The organism is Streptomyces sp. NPDC048389, from assembly GCF_040706335.1.
Classification (GTDB): domain Bacteria; phylum Actinomycetota; class Actinomycetes; order Streptomycetales; family Streptomycetaceae; genus Streptomyces.
Genome location: NZ_JBEZKP010000032.1, coordinates 35,304 through 54,841 on the forward strand (window position 1 = coordinate 35,304; position 19,538 = coordinate 54,841).

Annotated in this window: 13 protein-coding genes; 6 read left to right on the top strand and 7 right to left on the bottom strand. The window is 71.2% G+C overall.

Translation table 11 applies throughout. From position 1 onward, the window contains the following. The first annotated feature begins 540 nt into the window (after positions 1-540). The 5 genes from AB0903_RS21645 (at position 541) to AB0903_RS21665 (ending at position 11,650) form a co-directional block, all read left to right on the top strand. Positions 541-1,185: a hypothetical protein gene (locus AB0903_RS21645; RefSeq protein ID WP_366705130.1), complete on the top strand. Its 645-nt coding sequence runs from the start codon at positions 541-543 to the stop codon at positions 1,183-1,185. 158 nt (positions 1,186-1,343) lie between these two features. Next, positions 1,344-3,446, top strand: coding sequence for an SPFH domain-containing protein (locus AB0903_RS21650; protein WP_366705132.1), 2,103 nt, complete (start codon positions 1,344-1,346; stop codon positions 3,444-3,446). A 377-nt stretch (positions 3,447-3,823) separates the two neighbouring features. Next, a complete protein-coding gene (locus tag AB0903_RS21655) occupies positions 3,824-8,737 on the top strand; it encodes a DNA repair ATPase (RefSeq protein WP_366705177.1) in 4,914 nt (1,637 codons plus the stop codon). An 84-nt stretch (positions 8,738-8,821) separates the two neighbouring features. Further along, on the top strand, positions 8,822-10,645 hold the full coding sequence (locus tag AB0903_RS21660) for a prolyl oligopeptidase family serine peptidase (RefSeq protein ID WP_366705134.1): 1,824 nt from the start codon (positions 8,822-8,824) through the stop codon (positions 10,643-10,645). A 243-nt stretch (positions 10,646-10,888) separates the two neighbouring features. Next, positions 10,889-11,650: an SURF1 family protein gene (locus AB0903_RS21665; protein WP_366705136.1), complete on the top strand. Its 762-nt coding sequence runs from the start codon at positions 10,889-10,891 to the stop codon at positions 11,648-11,650. Positions 11,651-11,996: 346 nt separating this feature from the next. Here AB0903_RS21665 and AB0903_RS21670 read toward each other — a convergent pair whose 3' ends face one another. The 4 genes from AB0903_RS21670 to AB0903_RS21685 form a co-directional block, all read right to left on the bottom strand. Continuing rightward, the gene (locus tag AB0903_RS21670; protein WP_366705138.1) at positions 11,997-13,067 is read right to left on the bottom strand and encodes a hypothetical protein; all 1,071 of its coding nucleotides are present in this window, start codon (positions 13,065-13,067) and stop codon (positions 11,997-11,999) included. 197 nt (positions 13,068-13,264) lie between these two features. After that, positions 13,265-13,840 (bottom strand): SigE family RNA polymerase sigma factor, encoded by a 576-nt coding sequence (locus tag AB0903_RS21675; RefSeq protein WP_366705179.1) that lies wholly within the window; start codon positions 13,838-13,840, stop codon positions 13,265-13,267. A 496-nt stretch (positions 13,841-14,336) separates the two neighbouring features. Continuing rightward, a complete protein-coding gene (locus AB0903_RS21680) occupies positions 14,337-15,389 on the bottom strand; it encodes an aspartate-semialdehyde dehydrogenase (protein ID WP_366705140.1) in 1,053 nt (350 codons plus the stop codon). Between the two features lie 25 nt (positions 15,390-15,414). After that, complete coding sequence (locus AB0903_RS21685) at positions 15,415-16,686, bottom strand: aspartate kinase (RefSeq protein ID WP_366705142.1); 1,272 nt, start codon at positions 16,684-16,686, stop codon at positions 15,415-15,417. A gap of 352 nt (positions 16,687-17,038) precedes the next feature. Here AB0903_RS21685 and AB0903_RS21690 point away from each other — a divergent pair, with 352 nt between their 5' ends. Continuing rightward, positions 17,039-17,260, top strand: coding sequence for a hypothetical protein (locus AB0903_RS21690; protein ID WP_366705144.1), 222 nt, complete (start codon positions 17,039-17,041; stop codon positions 17,258-17,260). Positions 17,261-17,334: 74 nt separating this feature from the next. On the opposite strand, the gene AB0903_RS21695 is transcribed toward AB0903_RS21690, so the two are convergent. The 3 genes from AB0903_RS21695 to recR all read right to left on the bottom strand — a co-directional run bounded on the left by AB0903_RS21695 (position 17,335) and on the right by recR (position 19,480). Continuing rightward, positions 17,335-18,111 (bottom strand): hypothetical protein, encoded by a 777-nt coding sequence (locus AB0903_RS21695; protein WP_366705146.1) that lies wholly within the window; start codon positions 18,109-18,111, stop codon positions 17,335-17,337. Between the two features lie 117 nt (positions 18,112-18,228). Beyond that, positions 18,229-18,888 (bottom strand): DUF5063 domain-containing protein, encoded by a 660-nt coding sequence (locus AB0903_RS21700; RefSeq protein ID WP_366705148.1) that lies wholly within the window; start codon positions 18,886-18,888, stop codon positions 18,229-18,231. Further along, positions 18,881-19,480: a recombination mediator RecR gene (gene recR, locus AB0903_RS21705; protein ID WP_366705150.1), complete on the bottom strand. Its 600-nt coding sequence runs from the start codon at positions 19,478-19,480 to the stop codon at positions 18,881-18,883. The genes AB0903_RS21700 and recR overlap by 8 nt, the downstream gene beginning before the upstream one ends. Between the last annotated feature and the right edge of the window lie 58 nt (positions 19,481-19,538).

Genomic DNA, 19,538 nt, shown 5'->3' on the forward strand with positions numbered 1-19,538 from the left:
CGTAGGGGCGCCAGTGTCCGAGGCGCCGACATGTGAACAAGTGCCGGCTCCTGGTGCCCGGCCCGTGCCACGGGCCGGGCACCGGCTGCCTCGGCACTACCGCCTGAACTCCAGGGCCGCCGAAACAGGCCCTCGCGGCCCGGAATCGCGGCCCGAACCGGCCCCGGAGTCACCCCTGGCCGCCCCCGCACGGCCACCGCACGCCGGCCCCGGCGCAGCCGCCCCCGCCCCCGGCCCGCCCGCGCGGCGCCGAGGCAAGCCCGCGTGCAGCCTCCCGCACCCCGCCAGGCGCGCGCGCCCGCACCCCGCCCCCACCCCTCGCGCATTTCACCCACTGCTCCCGGAACCAATCGGCCCCCGGCTGCGTCACGCGGCCCCCGATCCGGCATCAACGCCCCGTGAAGATTGCCGGAAACCGGCAATGCGCCTGAGCCGCCCTCGCTGCCAGGATGGGACCAGTCGGCAGCCCGGGACATCCCGGGTGCCACTGCTCGGCAATGGGCCGGTCATGGTTCGGTAGAGGGAGACGGGGGCGAAACGGTGAACGAGTTCCTGTCGACCGCCTTCGCGTTTCCCACCATCCTGTTCAGTGCCGCTCTCGCCGTGGTCATCTTCTTCTGGCTTCTGGTGCTGCTCGGTACCGCCGAGCACGACTCGTTCGACAGCGACGTCGAGCCGTCCGGCATCGGGACTTCGGGACTCGGCGGAGTGCCGGTCGCCGTCGCCGCGTCGCTGCTGATCACGATCGCGTGGTTCACCAGCCTCGCCGGCTCGGTGCTGCTGCGCCGTTCCGACCTCGCCGGCGTCCCGTACGCCGCTCTCGCCTGCGCCGTACTCGCCGCTGCCGTACTCGTCGCCTGGGTGGTGACGCGACGGCTTGTCCGTACCGCGGCGAAGCTCTTCCCCGACGAACGGGTGCCGTCCCGGCAGGACTTCGTCGGCATGACGTGCACCGTCCGTACGGGACGGGTCGACGCGGGCTTCGGCCAGGCGGAGGTCAGGGCCAGCGACGGCTCCACCGCAGTCGTACAGGTCAGACAGTTGGACGCCAACGGCGAGGGGCCTCTCGCCACCGGGTCCACGGGGCTGCTCTACCAGTACGACGAAGCCGGTGAGTTCTTCTGGGTCACGCCGTTCACCACGATCGGCGAACTGCCCGGCGCCGATTCCTCGAACGCGGCCTGAGCCCCGCCCGGCCCGAGGCCGCCCGGCCCCGTCACGTCAGCCAGGCAGAGAAACGCCACACGGACACCCGTACCGACGCCGACGGCCGCACCCGGCCGTCCGCACCGGCAGCCCCTTCTCACCGCTTGTTCTTCACCTCTCACCCCGAGGGATTCCTCATGGATGCCATCACCGCGGGCATCGGCGTGCTCATCGCCGCCGTACTGCTCATCGCCGTAGGTCTGTTGCTGATCGTCACAAGACTGTTCCGCAAGGTGGAGCAGGGCAAGGCCCTGATCGTCTCCAAGATGCGGAAGGTCGACGTCACCTTCACCGGTCAGGTCGTGCTGCCCGTCCTGCACAAGGCCGAGACCATGGACATCTCGGTGAAGACCATCGACATCACGCGGACCGGCCGCGACGGTCTGATCTGCCGCGACAACATCCGCGCCGACATCCGGATCTCGTTCTTCGTCCGCGTCAACAAGACCGTCGAGGACGTCATCAAGGTCGCCCAGGCCATCGGCACGGCCCGGGCCAGCGACAAGGAGACGCTGCAGGACCTGTTCAACGCCAAGTTCTCCGAGGCGCTCAAGACGGTCGGCAAGCAGATGGACTTCACCGACCTCTACACCAAGCGCGACGAGCTGCGGGACCGGATCATCCAGCTCATCGGCACCGACCTCAACGGCTACAGCCTCGAGGACGCGGCGATCGACTACCTGGAGCAGACGCCGCTCTCCCAGCTCGACCCGTCCAACGTCCTCGACGCGCAGGGCATCCGGAAGATCACCGAGATGACGTCCGTCGAGCATGTGCGCACCAACGAGTTCCAGCGCACCGAGGAGAAGGAGATCACCCGGCAGAACGTCGACGCCCGCGAGGCGATCCTCGAACTGGAGCGCCGGCAGGCCGACGCCGAGATCAAGCAGCGCCGCGAGATCGAAACCGTGCGGGCCCGTGAGGAGGCGGAGACCGCCCGGGTGATGGAGGAGGAGCGGCTGCGGGCGCAGAGCGCGTTCCTGCGGACCGAGGAGCAGCTCGGCGTCCAGCGCGAGAACCAGGCGCGCGAGGTGGCCGTCGCGGAGAAGAACCGCGAGCGTGTGATCGCCATCGAGAGCGAGCGCATCGAGAAGGACCGGCTGCTCGAGGTCATCGCACGCGAGCGGGAGACGGCGCTGACCCGGATCGCCGCCGACAAGGAGGTCGAGGCGGAGAAGCGGGACATCGCGGAGGTCGTGCGCGAGCGGGTCGCGGTGGACCGTACGGTCGCCGAGCAGGAGGAGTCGATCAAGAGGCTGCGCGCGGTGGAGGAAGCGGAGCGCGAGCGTCAGGCAATCGTCATCGCGGCCGAGGCGGAGGCTCAGGAGAGGCTCGTCAAGGACATCAAGGCAGCGGAGGCGGCCGAGCAGGCCGCCGTGCACCGCGCGGCAGAGGAGATCACGCTCGCCGAGGCCCGGGTGAAGTCCGCGGACCTCGACGCCCGTGCCAAGCTGCGGCTCGCCGAGGGCGTCCAGGCCGAGGCGGCGGCTGAGGGACTGGCGGCGGTCCAGGTGCGTGAGAAGGAGGCCGACGCGATCGAGAAGGCCGGCCGTGCGGAGGCCGAGGCGACGCAGGCACGCCTGCTCGCGGAGGCCGAGGGCGTACGGGCCAAGGGCGCGGCGGACGCGGCGGCGATCGGCGACAAGCTGAAGGCCGAGGCCGCGGGTCTGACCGAGAAGGCCGCGGCGATGGCGGCGCTGGACGAGGCGTCGCGCGGGCACGAGGAGTACCGGCTGCGCCTGGAGGCGGAGAAGGACATCCGGCTGGCGGGGCTCGACGTTCAGCGGCAGGTGGCGGAGGCGCAGGCGACGGTGCTCGCCACAGGTCTCGAGAGCGCGGACATCAGCATCGTCGGCGGGGAGTCCGTGTTCTTCGACCGGCTCATGTCGTCGATCTCGCTCGGCAAGGGCGTGGACTCGTTCGTGCAGCACTCGCAGACCGCGCAGACGCTGGCGGGGCCGTGGTTGGACGGCACGTCGAGCTTCACGGACGACCTCACGTCGGTCCTCGGCTCGGTGTCGACCGGTGATGTGCAGAACCTGACGGTGTCGGCGCTGCTGATGCGGCTGATGAAGTCCGGGATCGGCGGCGCGCAGAGCGGGCAGCTGGAGCAGCTGCTGGAGGCCGCCGACCGGCTGGGCCTCGCGGACACCCCTGTCGGGTCGCTCAACGCCCCGGCTTCGCAGGGCGGTGCCGCCCCGGCGGCGTCGCTCAACGGCTCGGCGCACCCGGCCGCCTGAATCTCCGGGGCGGGACCGGTGCTGCCGGACGGGGGTCAGCAGCGCCGGTCCCGCTCCGGGTACGGACTTCATCGCAGGAAGCGAGCACGCACATGACGACGCCCACCACCGCCGTGCCCGTCAACGACGGCCCGGCACTCGCGGGGACCGCACCGGGCGGCAACCCGCCGGTCCCGGAGGCCGCGGGCTCGAATCCGATGGTCGCCAGGGCCGCGGCCCCCGTCGCGGCGGGAACCGGGACCGCGGGAGCCGACGTCGCAGGTTCCGGAAGCGCGGGAGCCGACGCCACTGGATCCGGGACCGCAGGCTCCGGGAGCGCAGGCACCCGAAGCACGGCGTCGGGGACCGCAGGCTCCAGCAGCACCGGCTCCGGGACGATGGACGCCGGTACGTACGAGGTACTGCGCGACCGGCTCGCCGCGCAGGCGGCCGAGCTCGCCCGGCGCGCCGACGACCTCAACACCCGCCGCGTCGCCACCTTCGGCTCGACGGAGCTGCGGCTTCTCGGTACCGAGCACCTCGGTACCGGGAACAACAGCGTGCCGCGCGACATCGTGGCCGTCGGCGACAGCCTGCTCTTCGGCTACAACGTCGTCCTCGGAGTGCGTCCGCAGACCTCGGTCGGCGACGTCCTGGCCCTGCACGACCGGGACCTGAACCGGCTCCCCGACGACGCGGTGCCCGGCCTCCTCGACGACCCGGCTTTCCTGCGGGAGTTCGAGGCCCTGTACCGCTACTACCAGGGCGCCCGCCTCCTCCAGCTCCGCCGCACGGGCGGCCGGCTGCTGGCCGTCTTCCGCACCGGTGACAAGCCCACCGACATCCGGGTCCTGCGCTGGGCGGTGACGCCCGACGGGAGGGCCGAGTTCCTGGACGCGCGGGGCGAGCGCGACCATGTCTTCCCCGCGTCGCACGAGTTCGAGTGGACGGCATCGACCCGCGACGACCATGTCCTCGGCCGGCATCCGCACGTGTCCATCGGCGGCGAGGTCTTCGTCTCGACCGTCGGCGGCACCCTGACGGTGAAGACCGAGGACGACACCGATACCGGCGAGGGCATCCACTCGGAGCCCGTCGACGAGCCGCTCCAGTCGCTGGCGGACGCCGAGATCGAGCACGCACGCGTCGGACCGCTGGTCCTGCTGCGCATCCGCCCGTACAAGGAGGAGGCGTACCGGTACCTCGTCCACAACACGGTCACCAGGACGGTGGTGAGGCTCGACGGCATCGGCCAGGCGTGCCGCCTGCTGCCGGAGGACCAGGGCATCGTCTTCCCCGGCGGCTACTACCTGGCCGCGACGGGGACCGCCCGTACCTTCGACATCGACGCCGGGCTGATCGGTTCGCTGGAGTACGAGCGGACGGTGCGGTCGCCCAACGGCGAGGACGTGATGTTCGCCTTCCACGCACGTGTGGAGGGCCGCAGTCTCCTGCTGCCGTACAACGTGATCCGCAAGACGGTCGCCACTCCCCTGAACTGCCAGGGCTACGCCGTGTTCGAGGACGGCACACTGCTGGTACTGCGCGCCGACGGCGTGGAGCCGACCAGGGTGCATCCGGTGCAGCGCTGGCAGTCGCCGTTCGTCTCCGACACGTATGCCGCCGCCCGCCCCGCCGGACAGGGCCCGCTGGCCGTCGTCGGCAACGCCGATCTGGTACGCGGTATCTCCGACTGCCTGTCGCTCGCCCGTGCCGTCACCGAGACGCGGTCCGGTCCCACGACCGGGCTCTACGAGGCGCTGGTCTCCTCCTGCACCCGCACCGCCGACGCGTACCACTGGCTGGCCGACCCCGAGTTCGGCGATCTCGCCACGCCGCTTGCCGGCATGCGGGCGACCGCGGAGCAGGTGATCGGCGAGTTCGAGACCGTACGGGAGCTGACGGAGCGCGCCGCACGCGCGCTGGAGGACGCCGCGGGGCGAATCGCCGCTCAGGTGCGCCGGCTGCGCGGCGAGACGCCCCGCGGCGCGAGCGGATGGGTCGACGGACTCACCGGACTGCGCCGCGCACAGGGCGAGTTGATCACGCTCAAGGAACTCCGGTACGCGGACACGGACCGTATCGACGGCCTGGCCGCGGACACCGACGCCGACATCGCCTCCTTCGCCCAGCGCGCCGTGGCGTTCCTGGAGCGCGAGGACGCGTTCGCGGACTACCACGCGGACATCGCGGATCTGACGGAGCGGGCCGGAGCGATCGCGACCGTCGCCGAGGCCGCGCCGGTCGGCGGGCAGCTGGACGGGCAGGCGGAAGGGCTGCGCACGGTGACCGAGGTGGTCGCCGGACTGGACATCGGCAACGCGGTGGTCCGTACGTCGATCCTGGAGCGGATCGCCGAGGTCCTCGGCGGCGTCAACCGCGCCCGCGCCACGCTCGACGCCCGCCGCAGGGAGCTCCTCGCCCACGAGGGCGAGGCCGAGTTCGCCGCGGAACTGGCGCTGCTCGGGCAGGCGGTGACCGGCGCGCTCGCCGCCGCCTCGGACCCGCAGGCGTGCGACGAGCAGCTCGCGGCGCTGCTGCTGCGGCTGGAGAACCTGGAGTCACGGTTCGCCGAGTCCGACGACTTCCTCACCGAACTGGGCGCGAAGCGCACCGAGGTGTACGACGCGTTCGCGTCCCGGCGCCAGACGCTCCAGGACGCGCGCGCCCGGCGTGCCGAGCGGCTGGCAGGATCGGCCGTACGCGTACTGGAGACGGTCTCCCGCCGGGTCGCCGCCCTCGCCGACACCGGTGAGATCAACACGTACTTCGCGTCCGACCCGATGGTCGCCAAGGTCCGCCGGACCGCCGACGAGCTGCGCGGGCTGGGCGACGAGGTCAGGGCGGAGGAGTTGGAGGGCCGGCTGACGGCGGCTCGCCAGGAGGCGGCACGGGCGCTGCGCGACCGGACCGACCTGTACACGGACGGGGGCGCGTCGATCCGGTTCGGCCGGCACCGGTTCGCGGTGAACAGCCAGCCGTTCGAGCTGACCCTCGTGCCGCAGGGAGAGGGGCTCGCGTTCGCGTTGACCGGCACGGACTACCGTTCGCCGGTCACCGACTCCACGGCGCCCGGCTTCTCGGACACCCGGCCGTACTGGGAGCAGACGCTGCCGTCGGAGAACGTGTCGGTGTACCGCGCCGAGCATCTGGCCGCCCGGCTCCTCGAGGAGCACGGCCCCGAGGCCCTGGCGGGCCCCGATCTCGCCGATGTCGTACGCAGGTCGGCGGAGGCGGCGTACGACGAAGGCTACGAGCGGGGCGTCCACGACCACGACGCGACCCTGATCCTCGGCGCGCTGCTGCGGCTGCACGAGCAGGCCGGGCTGCTGCGTTACCCGCCGCAGGCGCGGGCCGCGGCCCAGCTGTTCTGGGCGCACGGCACGGACGGGGCCCGGCGCACGGCGTGGACGCGGCGTGCGGTGTCGCTGGCGCGTGCGCGCGAGACGTTCGGTCTGGCGCCGGCGATCGATGCGTTCCGGGCCGAGATGGCCGAGGAGTTGGGGGACGCGCTCGCGGCCGAGTACCTCTTCGAGGAGCTGTCCTGCGGCCCCGAGGGTTTCGTGACGGGTGCCTCGGCTCGCACGCTGCTGGAGAAATTCCGCCGTACGGTCGGGACTTCGGCGTACGAGGACGACATGGCCGCGCTCGGCGACGACCTGCCGGCCCGACGGCAGGTCGTCGAGAACTGGCTGTGCGCCTACACCGAGGCGACCGGCGCGGACGACACGGACCTCGCGGAGGCCGCGGCGATCGAACTGTGCCCGGACCTCGCGCGCTACGAATGCGCGGCACCGCTCAGCGAGTCGGTCGAGGGGCTGCTCGGGAGCCACCCGCGCGTCGAGCGGCGGACCATGACCGTCCGCATCGACGAACTCCTCGCCCGGACCCGGCGCTTCCGCGACGACGTGGCTCCCGGCTTCCGGTCGTACCAGCAGCGCCGCGCCGCCCTGGCCACGACCGAGCGGGACCGGCTGCGGCTCGACGAGCACCGGCCCCGCGTCATGCCGGCATTCGTGCGGAACCGGCTGATCGACGAGGTGTACCTGCCGCTCATCGGCGACAACCTGGCCAAGCAGCTCGGCACCGTCGGCGAGTCCCGGCGCACCGACAGCAACGGCCTGCTCCTGCTGGTCTCCCCGCCCGGCTACGGCAAGACGACGCTCATGGAGTACGTCGCCGACCGGCTCGGCCTGCTCCTCGTCAAGATCAGCGGCCCGGCGATGGGGCACGCGGTGACGTCGCTGGACCCTGAAGAGGCACCGAACGCGACCGCCCGCCAGGAGGTCGAGAAGATCAACTTCGCGCTGGAGGCGGGCAGCAACGTCCTGCTGTACCTGGACGACATCCAGCACACATCGCCCGAGCTGCTGCAGAAGTTCATCTCGCTGTGCGACGCGCAGCGCCGCATGGAGGGGGTGTGGCGGGGCGGGACACGTACCTACGACCTGCGCGGCAAGCGCTTCGCGGTGTGTATGGCGGGCAATCCGTACACCGAGTCGGGGCAGCGGTTCCGCATCCCCGACATGCTCGCGAACCGTGCCGACGTGTGGAACCTGGGCGACGTACTGACCGGCAAGGACGACGTGTTCGCGATGAGCTTCGTCGAGAACGCGCTCACCTCCCATCCGCTGCTCGCACCGCTGTCCGGCCGGGACCGGGCGGATATGGACCTGCTCGTCAGGCTCGCCGCCGGGGACCCGACCGCGCAGGCCGACCGGCTGCGGCACGCCTACGCGCCGGCCGAGCTGGAACAGGTCCTGGCGGTCCTGCGGCATCTGCTGACCGCCCGCCGCACGGTCCTCGCCGTGAACGCCGCGTACATCGCCTCGGCGGCGAGCAGCGACGAAACCCGCTCCGAGCCGCCGTTCCGGCTCCAGGGCTCCTACCGCAACATGAACAAGATCGTGGAGCGGATCAGTCCGGTGATGAACGACGACGAGCTGGCGTCCGTGATCGAGGACCACTACGCCGGCGAGGCCCAGACGCTGACGACCGGCGCGGAGGCGGCCCTGCTCAAGCTCGCCGAGTTGCGCGGCACGCTGACGGCGGAGCAGGCGGTCCGCTGGGAGGAGATCAAGTCGCGGTACGTACGCGCCCGTGCCCTCGGGGGCCCGGACGGTGACCCGCTGACGCGGGCCGTCGCGGCGCTCGGGCTGCTCGCCGACCGGGTGGCCGCGGTCGAATCCGCGATCACGCGAGCGGCCGACCCCCGCCACCTGATGGCCCGCCCGACGGGCCGCCACGCGGCGCCCGCCCAGTCGGCACCGCACCCCGGGGGCGAGGGGACGGCGGCAGACCACGAGGTGTGATCCACGGCCGGCTACGGGCGCCGGTGAGCAGCCTGTGGACAAGTTGTCCACAGGCTGCGGAGGATGTGGGCGCCATCGGCTTTCATGGAGGGCATGAACGACGCACACACCATGGCCGAGATGCCCGACTGGGAGAAGCGCTTCAGGGCGCCGCGCGTATCCCTGCCCGACTGGGCGGAGGCCGCGCCGGACCGATCCCTCTTCGTGTCGAACGCGACGGGGACGTACGAGCTGTACACCTGGGACCGGGCGACGGGCGCCCGGCGCCAGGTCACCGACCGGCCGAACGGCACGTCGGACGGGATACTCACTCCTGACGGTGAGGCGATCTGGTGGTTCTCGGACACCGACGGGGACGAGTTCGGCATCTGGATGCGTCAGCCGTTCCACGGCGGTGACGACGTACCCGCCGCTCCCGGCCTCGAGCCCTCGTATCCGGCAGGTCTCGCCATCGGCAGGGACGGGACCACCGCGGTCGTCGGCCGCTCCACCGACGAGGACGGCACCACGATCCACGTCGTCCGGGCCGGGGCGGCGCCCCGGGAGATCTACCGGCACCGGGAGTCCGCCGGGGTCGGCGACCTCTCGCGCGACGGGTCGCTGCTCGTGATCGAGCACACCGAGCACGGGGACGCGATGCACTCCGCACTGCGGGTCACCCGACTCGACGGCACGACCGTGGCCGAGCTGGACGACACGGCCGGCGGCACGGTGGAGCTGGGCCTGGAGGTCCTGGGCTTCGCCCCGGTCGACGGCGACACCCGGCTCCTCGTGGGGCATCAGCGGCGCGGCCGCTGGGAGCCGATGATCTGGGACGTCGCCTCGGGCGAGGAGACCGACCTCGGTGTCGAGCTGCCGGGCGATGTGAACGCCGAGTGGTTTCCGGACGGTTCCGCGCTGCTGATCGCGCACAGCTTCGAGGCGCGCGGCGAGCTGTGGCGCTACGACCTGGCGACACGTGCGCTCACCCGGATCGACACACCGGCCGGTTCGGTCTCCGGTGCGACGGCCCGGCCGGACGGCAGCGTCGAGTATCTGTGGTCGTCTGCGGCGCAGCCGCCCCGGGTCCGGTCCACCCGTGGTGGTGCGGTCCTCGACCCTCCCGGCCCGAAGGCACCCGCTTCGGTGCCGGTCGAGGACGTGTGGGTGGAGGGGCCCGGAGGCCGGATCCACGCCCTGGTGCAGAAGCCGGCGGGCGCCGCCGGCCCGCTGCCGACGGTCTTCGAGATCCACGGCGGTCCCGCCTGGCACGACAGCGACGCCTTCGGCGCGGGCCCTGCCGCCTGGATCGACCACGGGTACGCGGTCGTGCGCGTCAACTACCGCGGCTCGACGGGCTACGGCCGCGAGTGGACGGACGCGCTGAAGCACCGGGTCGGCCTGATCGAGCTGGAGGACATCGCGGCGGTCCGTGAGTGGGCGGTCTCCTCCGGACTCGCCGACCCCGCGAAGCTGGTACTGGCAGGCGGGTCCTGGGGTGGCTACCTGACTCTGCTGGGTCTCGGCACCCAGCCGCAGGAGTGGGCCGTGGGCCTCGCCGCGGTGCCGGTCGCCGACTTCGTCGCGTCGTACGAGGACGAGATGGAGAACCTGAAGGCGCTGGACCGCACGCTGTTCGGCGGCAGTCCGAAGGAGGTGCCCGAGCGGTACGAGGCATCGTCGCCCCTGACGTACGTCGACGCGGTCCGGGCCCCCGTCTACATCTCGGCCGGGGTCAACGACCCGCGCTGCCCGATACGGCAGATCGACAACTACGTGGACAGGCTCATGGCACGCGGCGCGGTCCACGAGGTGTACCGGTACGACGCGGGGCACGGCTCCCTCGTGGTGGAGGAGCGCATCAAGCAGGTGCGCCTCGAGATCGACTTCGCCGACCGGCATCTGAAGGGAACCGCGATGCAGCCCTGAGCCGTCCCTCCCCGCCGCTGCGCCGGGACAGCCGTACCGCTGCCCTCGGATGCCCCGCCGCGGGGGCGACCCGCCCGCCGTCGCTCCGGCAGCCGCCGGGGCGACGCCGGTGCGGCGCCGGTGCGGCGCCGGTGCCGGCGCCCGGGAGCATCGGGGCGACGCCACTGCCCCCCTGCGCACTCCGGGCAGCCGTCGAGGCGCCCCGGCACAAGGAACCGCTGACGCGTTCCGTACCGTGGAGGGGTGTACCGATTCCTGCTGACGCCCCGCTGGTGGGGGATCAACGTCTTCGTCCTGCTGGCGATCCCTTTCTGCATCTTCATGGGTTCGTGGCAGCTGGGCAGGTTCGAGGACCGCGTCGACTCCCACCGCGAGGCAGAGCACCGGCCGGGCGAGAAGCAGCAGAGGGCGGTACCGCTCGACGAGCTGCTGCCCGTGGACAAGGAGACGTCCGGCCGGCTGGCGACGGCGTCCGGCCGGTACGGCGAGCAGTTCGTGGTCCCGCAGCGGGAACTCGACGGCAAGCGCGGCTCGTACGTGCTGACACTGCTGCGGACGGACAGTGGGCGGGTGCTGCCCGTGGTCCGCGGCTGGATGCCCGAGGGCGGACGGGCGCCTGCCGCCCCGGCCGGCGACGTCACGGTCACGGGGGCGCTGCAGGCATCCGAGTCCACGGGTACGGACGGGGTGCACGCGGCGGGCGGCCTGCCGAGCGGGCAGCTGGGCATGATCAGTGCGGCGTCGCTGGTGAACCTGGTCCCGGACGACGTGTACGACGCGTGGGTCACGCTGTCGAAGGCGGACAGCGGACTGACGGCCGTACCGGCGGCGGCTCCGGAGAACAGCGGCCTGGACCTCAAGGCGTTCCAGAACCTCGGCTACACGGGCGAGTGGTTCGTCTTCGCCGGCTTCGTGCTCTTCATGTGGTTCCGCCTGGTCCGCAGGGAGGCGGAAGCGGCCCGGGACAGGGCCCTGGGTCTCGACCCCGGGACCGAGACCGTCTGACCCGGCCCGACCCGGCCCGCATCACCCGAACCCGGCCACGCCGCACCGTCCCCGCTCGCGTCGCGCAGGACCCCGCCCACGTCACCCGACCCGGCTCGCCTCGACGACCTGACCCGCCCACGTCCGCGCGGTACAACCCGTCCGGAGTCGGCCCGGGCCGTCCCACGTCGGGCAGGCTCCGCCTGCCCAACCTGCCCAACCTGCCCACATCGGCCGACCTGCCCGACCTGACCGCGTCGGCCGACCTGCCAACACCGGCCCCGGGGCCGGCCCGCGTCAGCCGACCTCGTCCTGCCCGACCTGACCGCGTCGGCCGGCTCCGTCCGCCCGAGTCGGCCGGCCCGTGTCACTGACCTGCCAGCACACCTGTGTAGTAGATCGTTCCGGCGCAGGCGTCGGGAATGTTCGTCCGGCCGCTGACCATGCCGTTCAGCGCCGAGTACGTGACTGCCACGCTGCCGTCCTGCGTGCCGTCCTCGGTCAACAGCTGGGGCTCGGCGTCGTTCCCCTCTGACGTACTGGTGCCGTCCTGGCCGCCGACACCACCGGCGCCTCCGCCGGTCGTGTCGGTGCCGCCCGAGGCGTCACCACCGGAAGAGGAGGGGGCGGGAGAGGGAGCCTCGGTCGGGCATGTGTCGGACGGCACCCATGCGAACCTCACCTGGTACACCGTGGCCGCCCTCGCGACCGCCGTGTCCGTCTCCGTCGCCATCGGGTCGGGCAGGCCGCTCGCCGCGTCACCCGCCGTATGGCGCGCCACACCGATCCGGGACGGGTCCGCGGCGCCCATCGCCCGGAAGCCGACGGTGGAGCCGCCGACGAAGCAATCGGTGTCGGAGACGTTGGTGACGCGGAAGGTTCCGTATGCCTTGCCCTCGGCGTCCGGGGCGCTCAGCTCCGTCGCGACCGTCAGCTGCCCGGGGTCGCAGGGCTTGGCCTTCGCCGCGGGGGTCTGCACCGCGCCGGAAGCACCGTCCGAGCCTCCGGTCGGCGCCTCCGCCGACAGGTCCGGTCCAGTCGTCCGGCCGGGCACGACCGCGTTCCCGGCGCCCTGAGTGGGCCCCTTGACTCCGTTGTCGCCACCGGTGACGCCCGGGTCGTTGCCCGTCCCGCCCTTCGCCTGCTGGTCGTGTCCGGCGTTGACGGGGTCGGCGCTGTCGCTGCTTCCCGAATTCGCCACGTGGATGAAGGCGGGGACGGCGGTGCCGATCAGCAGGGCCGCCGCGGCAACTCCGACCAGGGCCTGCCGCTTGCGGGCCCGTCGCGCAGGAACCGCCCGGCGCAGATGGTCCAGTGCCTCTGCGGAGGGCTGGATGTTCTGGACGGCGCCGTGCAGCAGGCGCCGCAGTGCGTCCTCGTCCTCTCCAGCGTCGCTGACCGGAAGATCCTTCGGCTCGTCGGCCGGCCCGTTGTTCACAGTCTCGTTCCCAGTCCGGTGGTCGGACGGCCCGTCCGGCCCGTAACGCTCAGCATGCCCATACTTGCCAAGAAGCCCGAAAAAGCCAAAGCGTGAAGAGCGTTCGGAACGCCCGAAGCCCCCGAAGCGCCGCATGTGCTCGAAACGCCTGCGTGGTCCGCGAGGTTCGAACGGCTCCAAGTCGTGGTCGCGACCGCTCATTTCGCGTCCTCCATGGCGACACGGAGCGCCGCGATACCCCGCGAGCCGTATGCCTTCACAGAGCCGAGGGACACCCCCAGCGTCTCGGCCACCTGAGCTTCCGTCATGTCGGCGAAGTATCGCAGCACCAGCACCTCGCGCTGGCGGCGCTGCAGCCCCTTCATCGCCTTGATGAGCGCGTCCCGCTCCAGTTGGTCGTAGGCGCCTTCCTCTGCGCTTGCCATGTCCGGCATCGGCTTGGAGAGCAGCTTGAGGCCGAGGATGCGCCTGCGCAGTGCGGAACGGGAGAGGTTGACCACGGTCTGCCGCAGATAGGCGAGGGTCTTCTCCGGATCGCGTACGCGGTTCCGCGCCGAGTGGACCCGGATGAACGCCTCCTGGACCACGTCCTCGCACGACGCCGTGTCGTCGAGGAGCAGGGCGGCAAGGCCCAGCAGTGATCGGTAGTGGGCGCGGTAGGTCTCGGTGAGCAGGTCGACGGTGGTGCCCATGGCCATGGTGTCGTCAGCACCCTGCCGCTGGGACGGCATGCGCGTGGTCCGCGAAGCAGGCATGGGCGCGATCACCGGCATGCCGCCGGCCGGGCATGGCCTGCGACGCGGGCGCACGGAAGCGCCACGCACCGGGACCATCCTTGCGATGTCGAGAACCTCTGCCACGCCTGTTGGACACACTGCCCCCCGCCAGGGTTGTACGCGCATGCCACCGCTTCTGACGGCGAACCGAACATCCGCATGCGCACCGCTCTCCCCCAATGCCCCACTTTTAGGGGCACCGTGCCGAGGTGCCCGCAAGGACGCTCCCGCCCAACTACCGTTTGCAGCAAGGGGGAATCGCATCCTCGAACATGCCGACGCCCCAGCTCAAGTGGTACAGACCATCGGTTTTCTCACAGGGCGTTCACAGATCCTACAAAGAACGGAGCCCGGACCACGTCGTATTAACTGCTGGGACCATGAGACTACGAGACGGCACCGACAGCCCCGCCGCGACCCGTCGCCGAGTCGCCGCCCGAGCCACCGTCCGAGGCGGGTACAAACCGGCACGAACCGGCATGAAAGGGCGGCCTCACACGTATTCGGCGGCCACGCACTCGGCGATCTGGGCGGAATTGAGAGCCGCACCCTTGCGGAGGTTGTCGCCGCACACGAACAACTCGAGACCGCAGACGTCGTCCGGGGAACGCCGCACGCGCCCCACCCAGGTCGGGTCGGTCCCCACCACGTCCGCGGGTGTGGGGAAGTCGCCCGCCTCCGGGTTGTCGTAGAGGACGACACCGGGCGACGTCGCGAGGACCTCGTGCGCCCGCTCGACGGTGATCTCCTTCTCGAAGCGCGCGTGCACCGACAACGAGTGGGTCGTCAGCACCGGCACCCTCACACAGGTCGCGGTCACCTTCAGCGCCGGCAGGCCGAGGATCTTGCGCGTCTCCGCCCGCAGCCCCAGTTCCTCGGACGACCAGCCGCCGTCGGCGACCGTGCCCGCCCACGGCACCACGTTGAGCGCCAGCGGCGCCGGGAACGGCCCCAGGTCGTCGCCCACCGCACGCCGTACGTCTCCGGGCCCGACGCCCAGCTCCGTACCGGCGACCATCGAGAGCTGCGCCCGCAGCGAGGCCACGGCCTCACGGCCCGCGCCGCTGACGGCCTGGTAGGACGAGACGACCAGTTCCTGCAGGCCGAACTCGCCGTGCAGCGCACCGACGGCCGGAAGCAAGGCGAGCGTGGTGTCGTGCGGGCTCGCGACGATGCCGCGCGGGCGCACCCGCACGGCATGGGAATTGACCTCGGGGACGACCAGCGGGACCTCGGCGTCCATCCGGAACGCCGGTGACGCGTCCACGACGACGGCGCCCTTGGCGACCGCCACGGGCGCCCACCGCTCGGACACCTCGGCCGGCGCCAGGAAGATCGCGACGTCGACGCCGTCGAAGACGCCCTCGCCGAGATCCAGGACCTCGCATTCCTCCCCGCGCACAGCCAGCTTGCGGCCGGCCGAGCGCGGGGAGGCGGCGAGTCGGATCTCGCCCCAGACGTCCGCGTGCTGGGACAGGATCTGGAGCATCACCGCACCGACGGCTCCGGTCGCTCCCACGACCGCGAGCGTCGGCTTGGGCGTCATCGCCGCACGCCTCCGTGCCGACGCTTCATCGGCCGGTGCCTCCGTAGACGACGGCCTCGTCCGAGTCGGAGTCGAGCCCGAAGGCAGTGTGCACGGCGCGCACCGCCTCGTTGACGTCGTCGGCACGGGTGACCACCGAGATGCGGATCTCGGACGTCGAGATCAGCTCGATGTTCACGCCCGCGTCGGACAGCGCTTCGAAGAACGAGGCGGTGACGCCCGGGTTGGTCTTCATACCGGCGCCGACCAGGGAGATCTTGCCGATCTGGTCGTCGTAGCGCAGCGAGTCGAAGCCGATGGCGGACTTCTGCTTCTCCAGGGCGGCCATCGCCTTGGCGCCGTCCGTCTTGGGCAGCGTGAAGGAGATGTCGGTCAGGGCGGTGGTGGCCGCCGAGACGTTCTGCACGACCATGTCGATGTTGATCTCGGCATCGGCGATCGCGCGGAAGATGGCTGCCGCCTCACCGGGCTTGTCGGGGACGCCGACAACCGTGACCTTGGCCTCGGAGACGTCGTGGGCGACTCCGGAGATGATGGCGTGCTCCACCTTCTGATCCCCTCGCGGTTCGTTGCTGACCCAGGTGCCGCGCAGTCCGGAGAAGGACGAGCGGACGTGGATCGGAATGTTGTATCGACGTGCGTACTCCACACAGCGGTGGAGCAGCACCTTGGAGCCGGAGGCGGCGAGCTCCAGCATGTCCTCGGAGGAGATCCAGTCGATCTTCCGGGCCTTCTTGACGACCCGCGGGTCGGCGGTGAAGACACCGTCGACGTCGGTGTAGATCTCACAGACCTCGGCGTCCAGCGCGGCGGCCAGCGCCACCGCCGTGGTGTCGGACCCGCCACGCCCGAGCGTGGTGATGTCCTTCTTGTCCTGGGAGACACCCTGGAATCCGGCGACGATGGCGATGTTGCCCTCGTCGAGCGCCGTGCGGATCCGGCCCGGCGTCACATCGATGATGCGCGCTTTGTTGTGGACCGAGTCGGTGATGACGCCTGCCTGGCTGCCGGTGAACGACTGTGCCTCGTGGCCCAGGTTTTTGATCGCCATGGCCAGCAGGGCCATGGCGATCCGCTCTCCCGCGGTCAGCAGCATGTCGAACTCACGCCCGGCAGGGATCGGGGATACCTGCTCGGCGAGATCGATCAGCTCGTCCGTCGTGTCACCCATCGCCGACACCACGACGACCACCTGGTGGCCGTCCTTCTTGGCATCGACGATTCGCTTGGCGACCCGCTTGATGCCTTCGGCATCGGCTACGGAGGAGCCTCCGTACTTCTGCACGACAAGGCCCACGTGCGCTCCTCGCTCGGTCTTCTGCAGTCACTACTGCGGTCGGCTCATTTTATCGAGCGGCCACGGATCGCCCCTGTCATGTCACATGGTGAGATGTCCCGCTCACTGGATGATCACCCGGAAGTCCCGGAGGGCGCCCGCGGCCGTTCGGGTTGGCTACTGCCCAGGGGTCGCCGGGGTACGCGAGGATGTGGGCCGGCTCACACGTAACGGCCCCGACCGTCACAACGGCCCTGACCGACGCCACGGTCCTGACCAGACGTCCCGACCAGACGTCCTGACCGGGCGTCCTGCCGGCCGTCTTGACCGACGCAACGGTGCACTGGCCGACGCGTCGCTCACCGATGTCCGTGTGGAAACGGTGGACTGGCCCGTCGAGATCCGTTCCGCCGAGCACCTGTGGGATGTGGCGACCTCCAGCAACCCGATCGCCGCCGGGCTCGTCGCGGACGTGTCGGAGGAGCACCGGAGGGCGGCCCGTCAGGTGCTGGACGGCAGGATCCGCGAACGCGCCGGGGAGAGCCGCGTCGCGGTACTCCACAGCCGGATGAACATCGGCGTCGGCACGAAGTGACGTCGCGCAACACGTACTCGGCGATGGAGGGGACCGGCCGGGCTTCGGCTCCGGGCCATCGGCTCAGCCCACCGTCAGCCGCGGCGTGCCGTGACCATCAGAGACGTGGCCGCGGGCACACCGCGCTCGTACGCCGCGCTCTCGGGCGCGGTCGTGTCGATGAGGCGGATCATCAGGGCCGTGGAGCCCGTCGGCCCGCTCCTCTCGGCGCGGATGCGGTAGCGCTCGGTCCGTGTGGCGTCCTTGCCGAGCGGGGCGCCGCCGCTGAACAGGTAGTGCGGCTGGACGTCGTTCGCGACGCGGAGTTCGACCGTCTTCCAAGCGCCGGTGGCGGGGTCGCGGCGTTCCAGGGAGAAGCCGTTCTGCGGCGGGGCGGTGCCGCCGTCGGCACCGAACATCATCTCCATCTGGAAGACGACCCTCAGGGCGCCGTAGGCGCGGGTGCTGCCGTTGCCCACCGAGACCGTGAACTCGCGGGCCGCCCCGCCGCGCGACAGATTCAGGGGACCGCCGCCGGCCGACGCGTGCATCGACAGGACGGTCGGCTTCGGGGGCCGCGTGGTGGTGGGCGGTGCGGCGGGGGTCCGGAGCGGGGCGGGCTTCGACGCTGACGGTGAGGCGGAAGCAGGCGGGGTCGAGGACGGAGACGAGGACGGGGACTTCGATGCGGTCGTCACCGACGGAGACGGCGATACGGACGCGGCGGAGGCGGTGGCGACCGTCGCGTCCCCGGCCCCGTCCTTGCCGTCGTCGCTCTTCGGGCCGCACCCGCCGGTCAGGAGCGCGGCCGCGACAAGGGCAGCCGTGCCCGCTGTGCGGGTACGTGCGCCCGTCCACCCCTGTGTCGTCATTGTGTCCGCTCCCCCGCTGCCGGTCGTTCAGCGGCTGAACCTGGCAGCGCGGAGGAGCGGTCAGGACACGCGGCTATACCGGTTGTACTACGGCTTGTACTACGCCCGCGGAAACAGTCAGCGGGCCCGTCGCAGCCCCAGCGGAGCGGCGATCTCCTGCACCATGACCCTGCCGGCCTCCTCGGCCAGCGCCTCCTCTGTGAGGTCCTCGTCGGTGTCGAGGCCGTCCAGCTCCGCGAGGGGCTGGTCGAGGCGGACATGGGCGACCAGGGACTGAAGGGCGCGCAGGGTCGCGGAAGCCGTCGGACCCCAGTTGGAGAAGTACGAGAACTGCCACCACCACAGCGCCTCGCTGGTGCGGCCCGCCCGGTAGTGGGCGAGGCCGTGGCGCAGATCCATGATGATGTCGGCGAGGCTGTCGGAGATCCGCGAAGGAACCGGCGCCTTGCGCGGCTCGTACGGGTCGAAGACCTCGGAGAAGACGTCGATCGGCTCCAGCATGGTCGCGAACCGCATGCGCAGCCCGTCGACGTCCAGGTCCGGGCCGGTGTCCGGTTCGTACCGCTCGTCCGGGACGATGTCCTCGTGCGCGCCGAGGCGGCCCCCGGTCAGCAGCAGCTGGGAGACCTCGAGCAGCAGGAACGGGATCGCACTGTCGGGCTCGTCGCCCTTGGCGACCTCGGTGGTCGCGACGATGAAGGACTCGATCGAGTCGGCGATCTGGACCGCGAAGCTGTCGGGGTCCTGTCCTACGGCGTGCAGCATGGCATCAGACATCGAGCAGTCGTCTCCCCTCGAAGGCACGGCCGAGCGTGACCTCGTCGGCGTATTCCAAGTCTCCCCCTACAGGGAGCCCGCTGGCCAGCCGCGTGACCTTCAAACCCATCGGTTTGATCATCCTCGCGAGGTACGTGGCCGTCGCTTCGCCCTCCAGGTTGGGGTCCGTGGCCAGGATCAGCTCGGTGACCGTGCCGTCCGCGAGGCGGGCCAGCAGCTCGCGGATGCGCAGGTCGTCGGGGCCGACGCCCTCGATGGGGCTGATGGCGCCGCCGAGGACGTGGTACCGGCCGCGGAACTCCCGCGTCCGCTCGATCGCGACGACGTCCTTCGGCTCTTCGACGACGCAGACGACCGTCGGATCGCGGCGGGCGTCGCGGCAGATGTTGCACTGCTCCTGCTGGGCGACGTTGCCGCACACCGCGCAGAAACGCACCTTGTCCTTGACCTCGAGCAGGGCGTGCGCGAGGCGGCGGACATCGGTCGGCTCGGCCTGGAGAATGTGGAAGGCGATCCGCTGCGCGCTCTTGGGACCGACGCCGGGCAGCCTGCCCAGTTCGTCGATGAGGTCCTGAACCACGCCTTCGTACAACGGAACGCCTCTCCCGGAGTGCTTGCTGCTTACGGTAGTTGCTGCCGGTGCCCCTCAG

Bases quoted from the DNA above. Each gene is read 5' to 3' on its own strand.
- AB0903_RS21650 (WP_366705132.1), top strand. From the start codon at position 1,344: ATGGATGCCATCACCGCGGGCATCGGCGTGCTCATCGCCGCCGTACTG.
- AB0903_RS21655 (WP_366705177.1), top strand. From the start codon at position 3,824: ATGGACGCCGGTACGTACGAGGTACTGCGCGACCGGCTCGCCGCGCAG.
- AB0903_RS21660 (WP_366705134.1), top strand. From the start codon at position 8,822: ATGGAGGGCATGAACGACGCACACACCATGGCCGAGATGCCCGACTGG.
- AB0903_RS21675 (WP_366705179.1), bottom strand. From the start codon at position 13,840: ATGCCGGTGATCGCGCCCATGCCTGCTTCGCGGACCACGCGCATGCCG.
- AB0903_RS21680 (WP_366705140.1), bottom strand. From the start codon at position 15,389: ATGACGCCCAAGCCGACGCTCGCGGTCGTGGGAGCGACCGGAGCCGTC.
- AB0903_RS21695 (WP_366705146.1), bottom strand. From the start codon at position 18,111: ATGACGACACAGGGGTGGACGGGCGCACGTACCCGCACAGCGGGCACG.
- AB0903_RS21700 (WP_366705148.1), bottom strand. From the start codon at position 18,888: ATGTCTGATGCCATGCTGCACGCCGTAGGACAGGACCCCGACAGCTTC.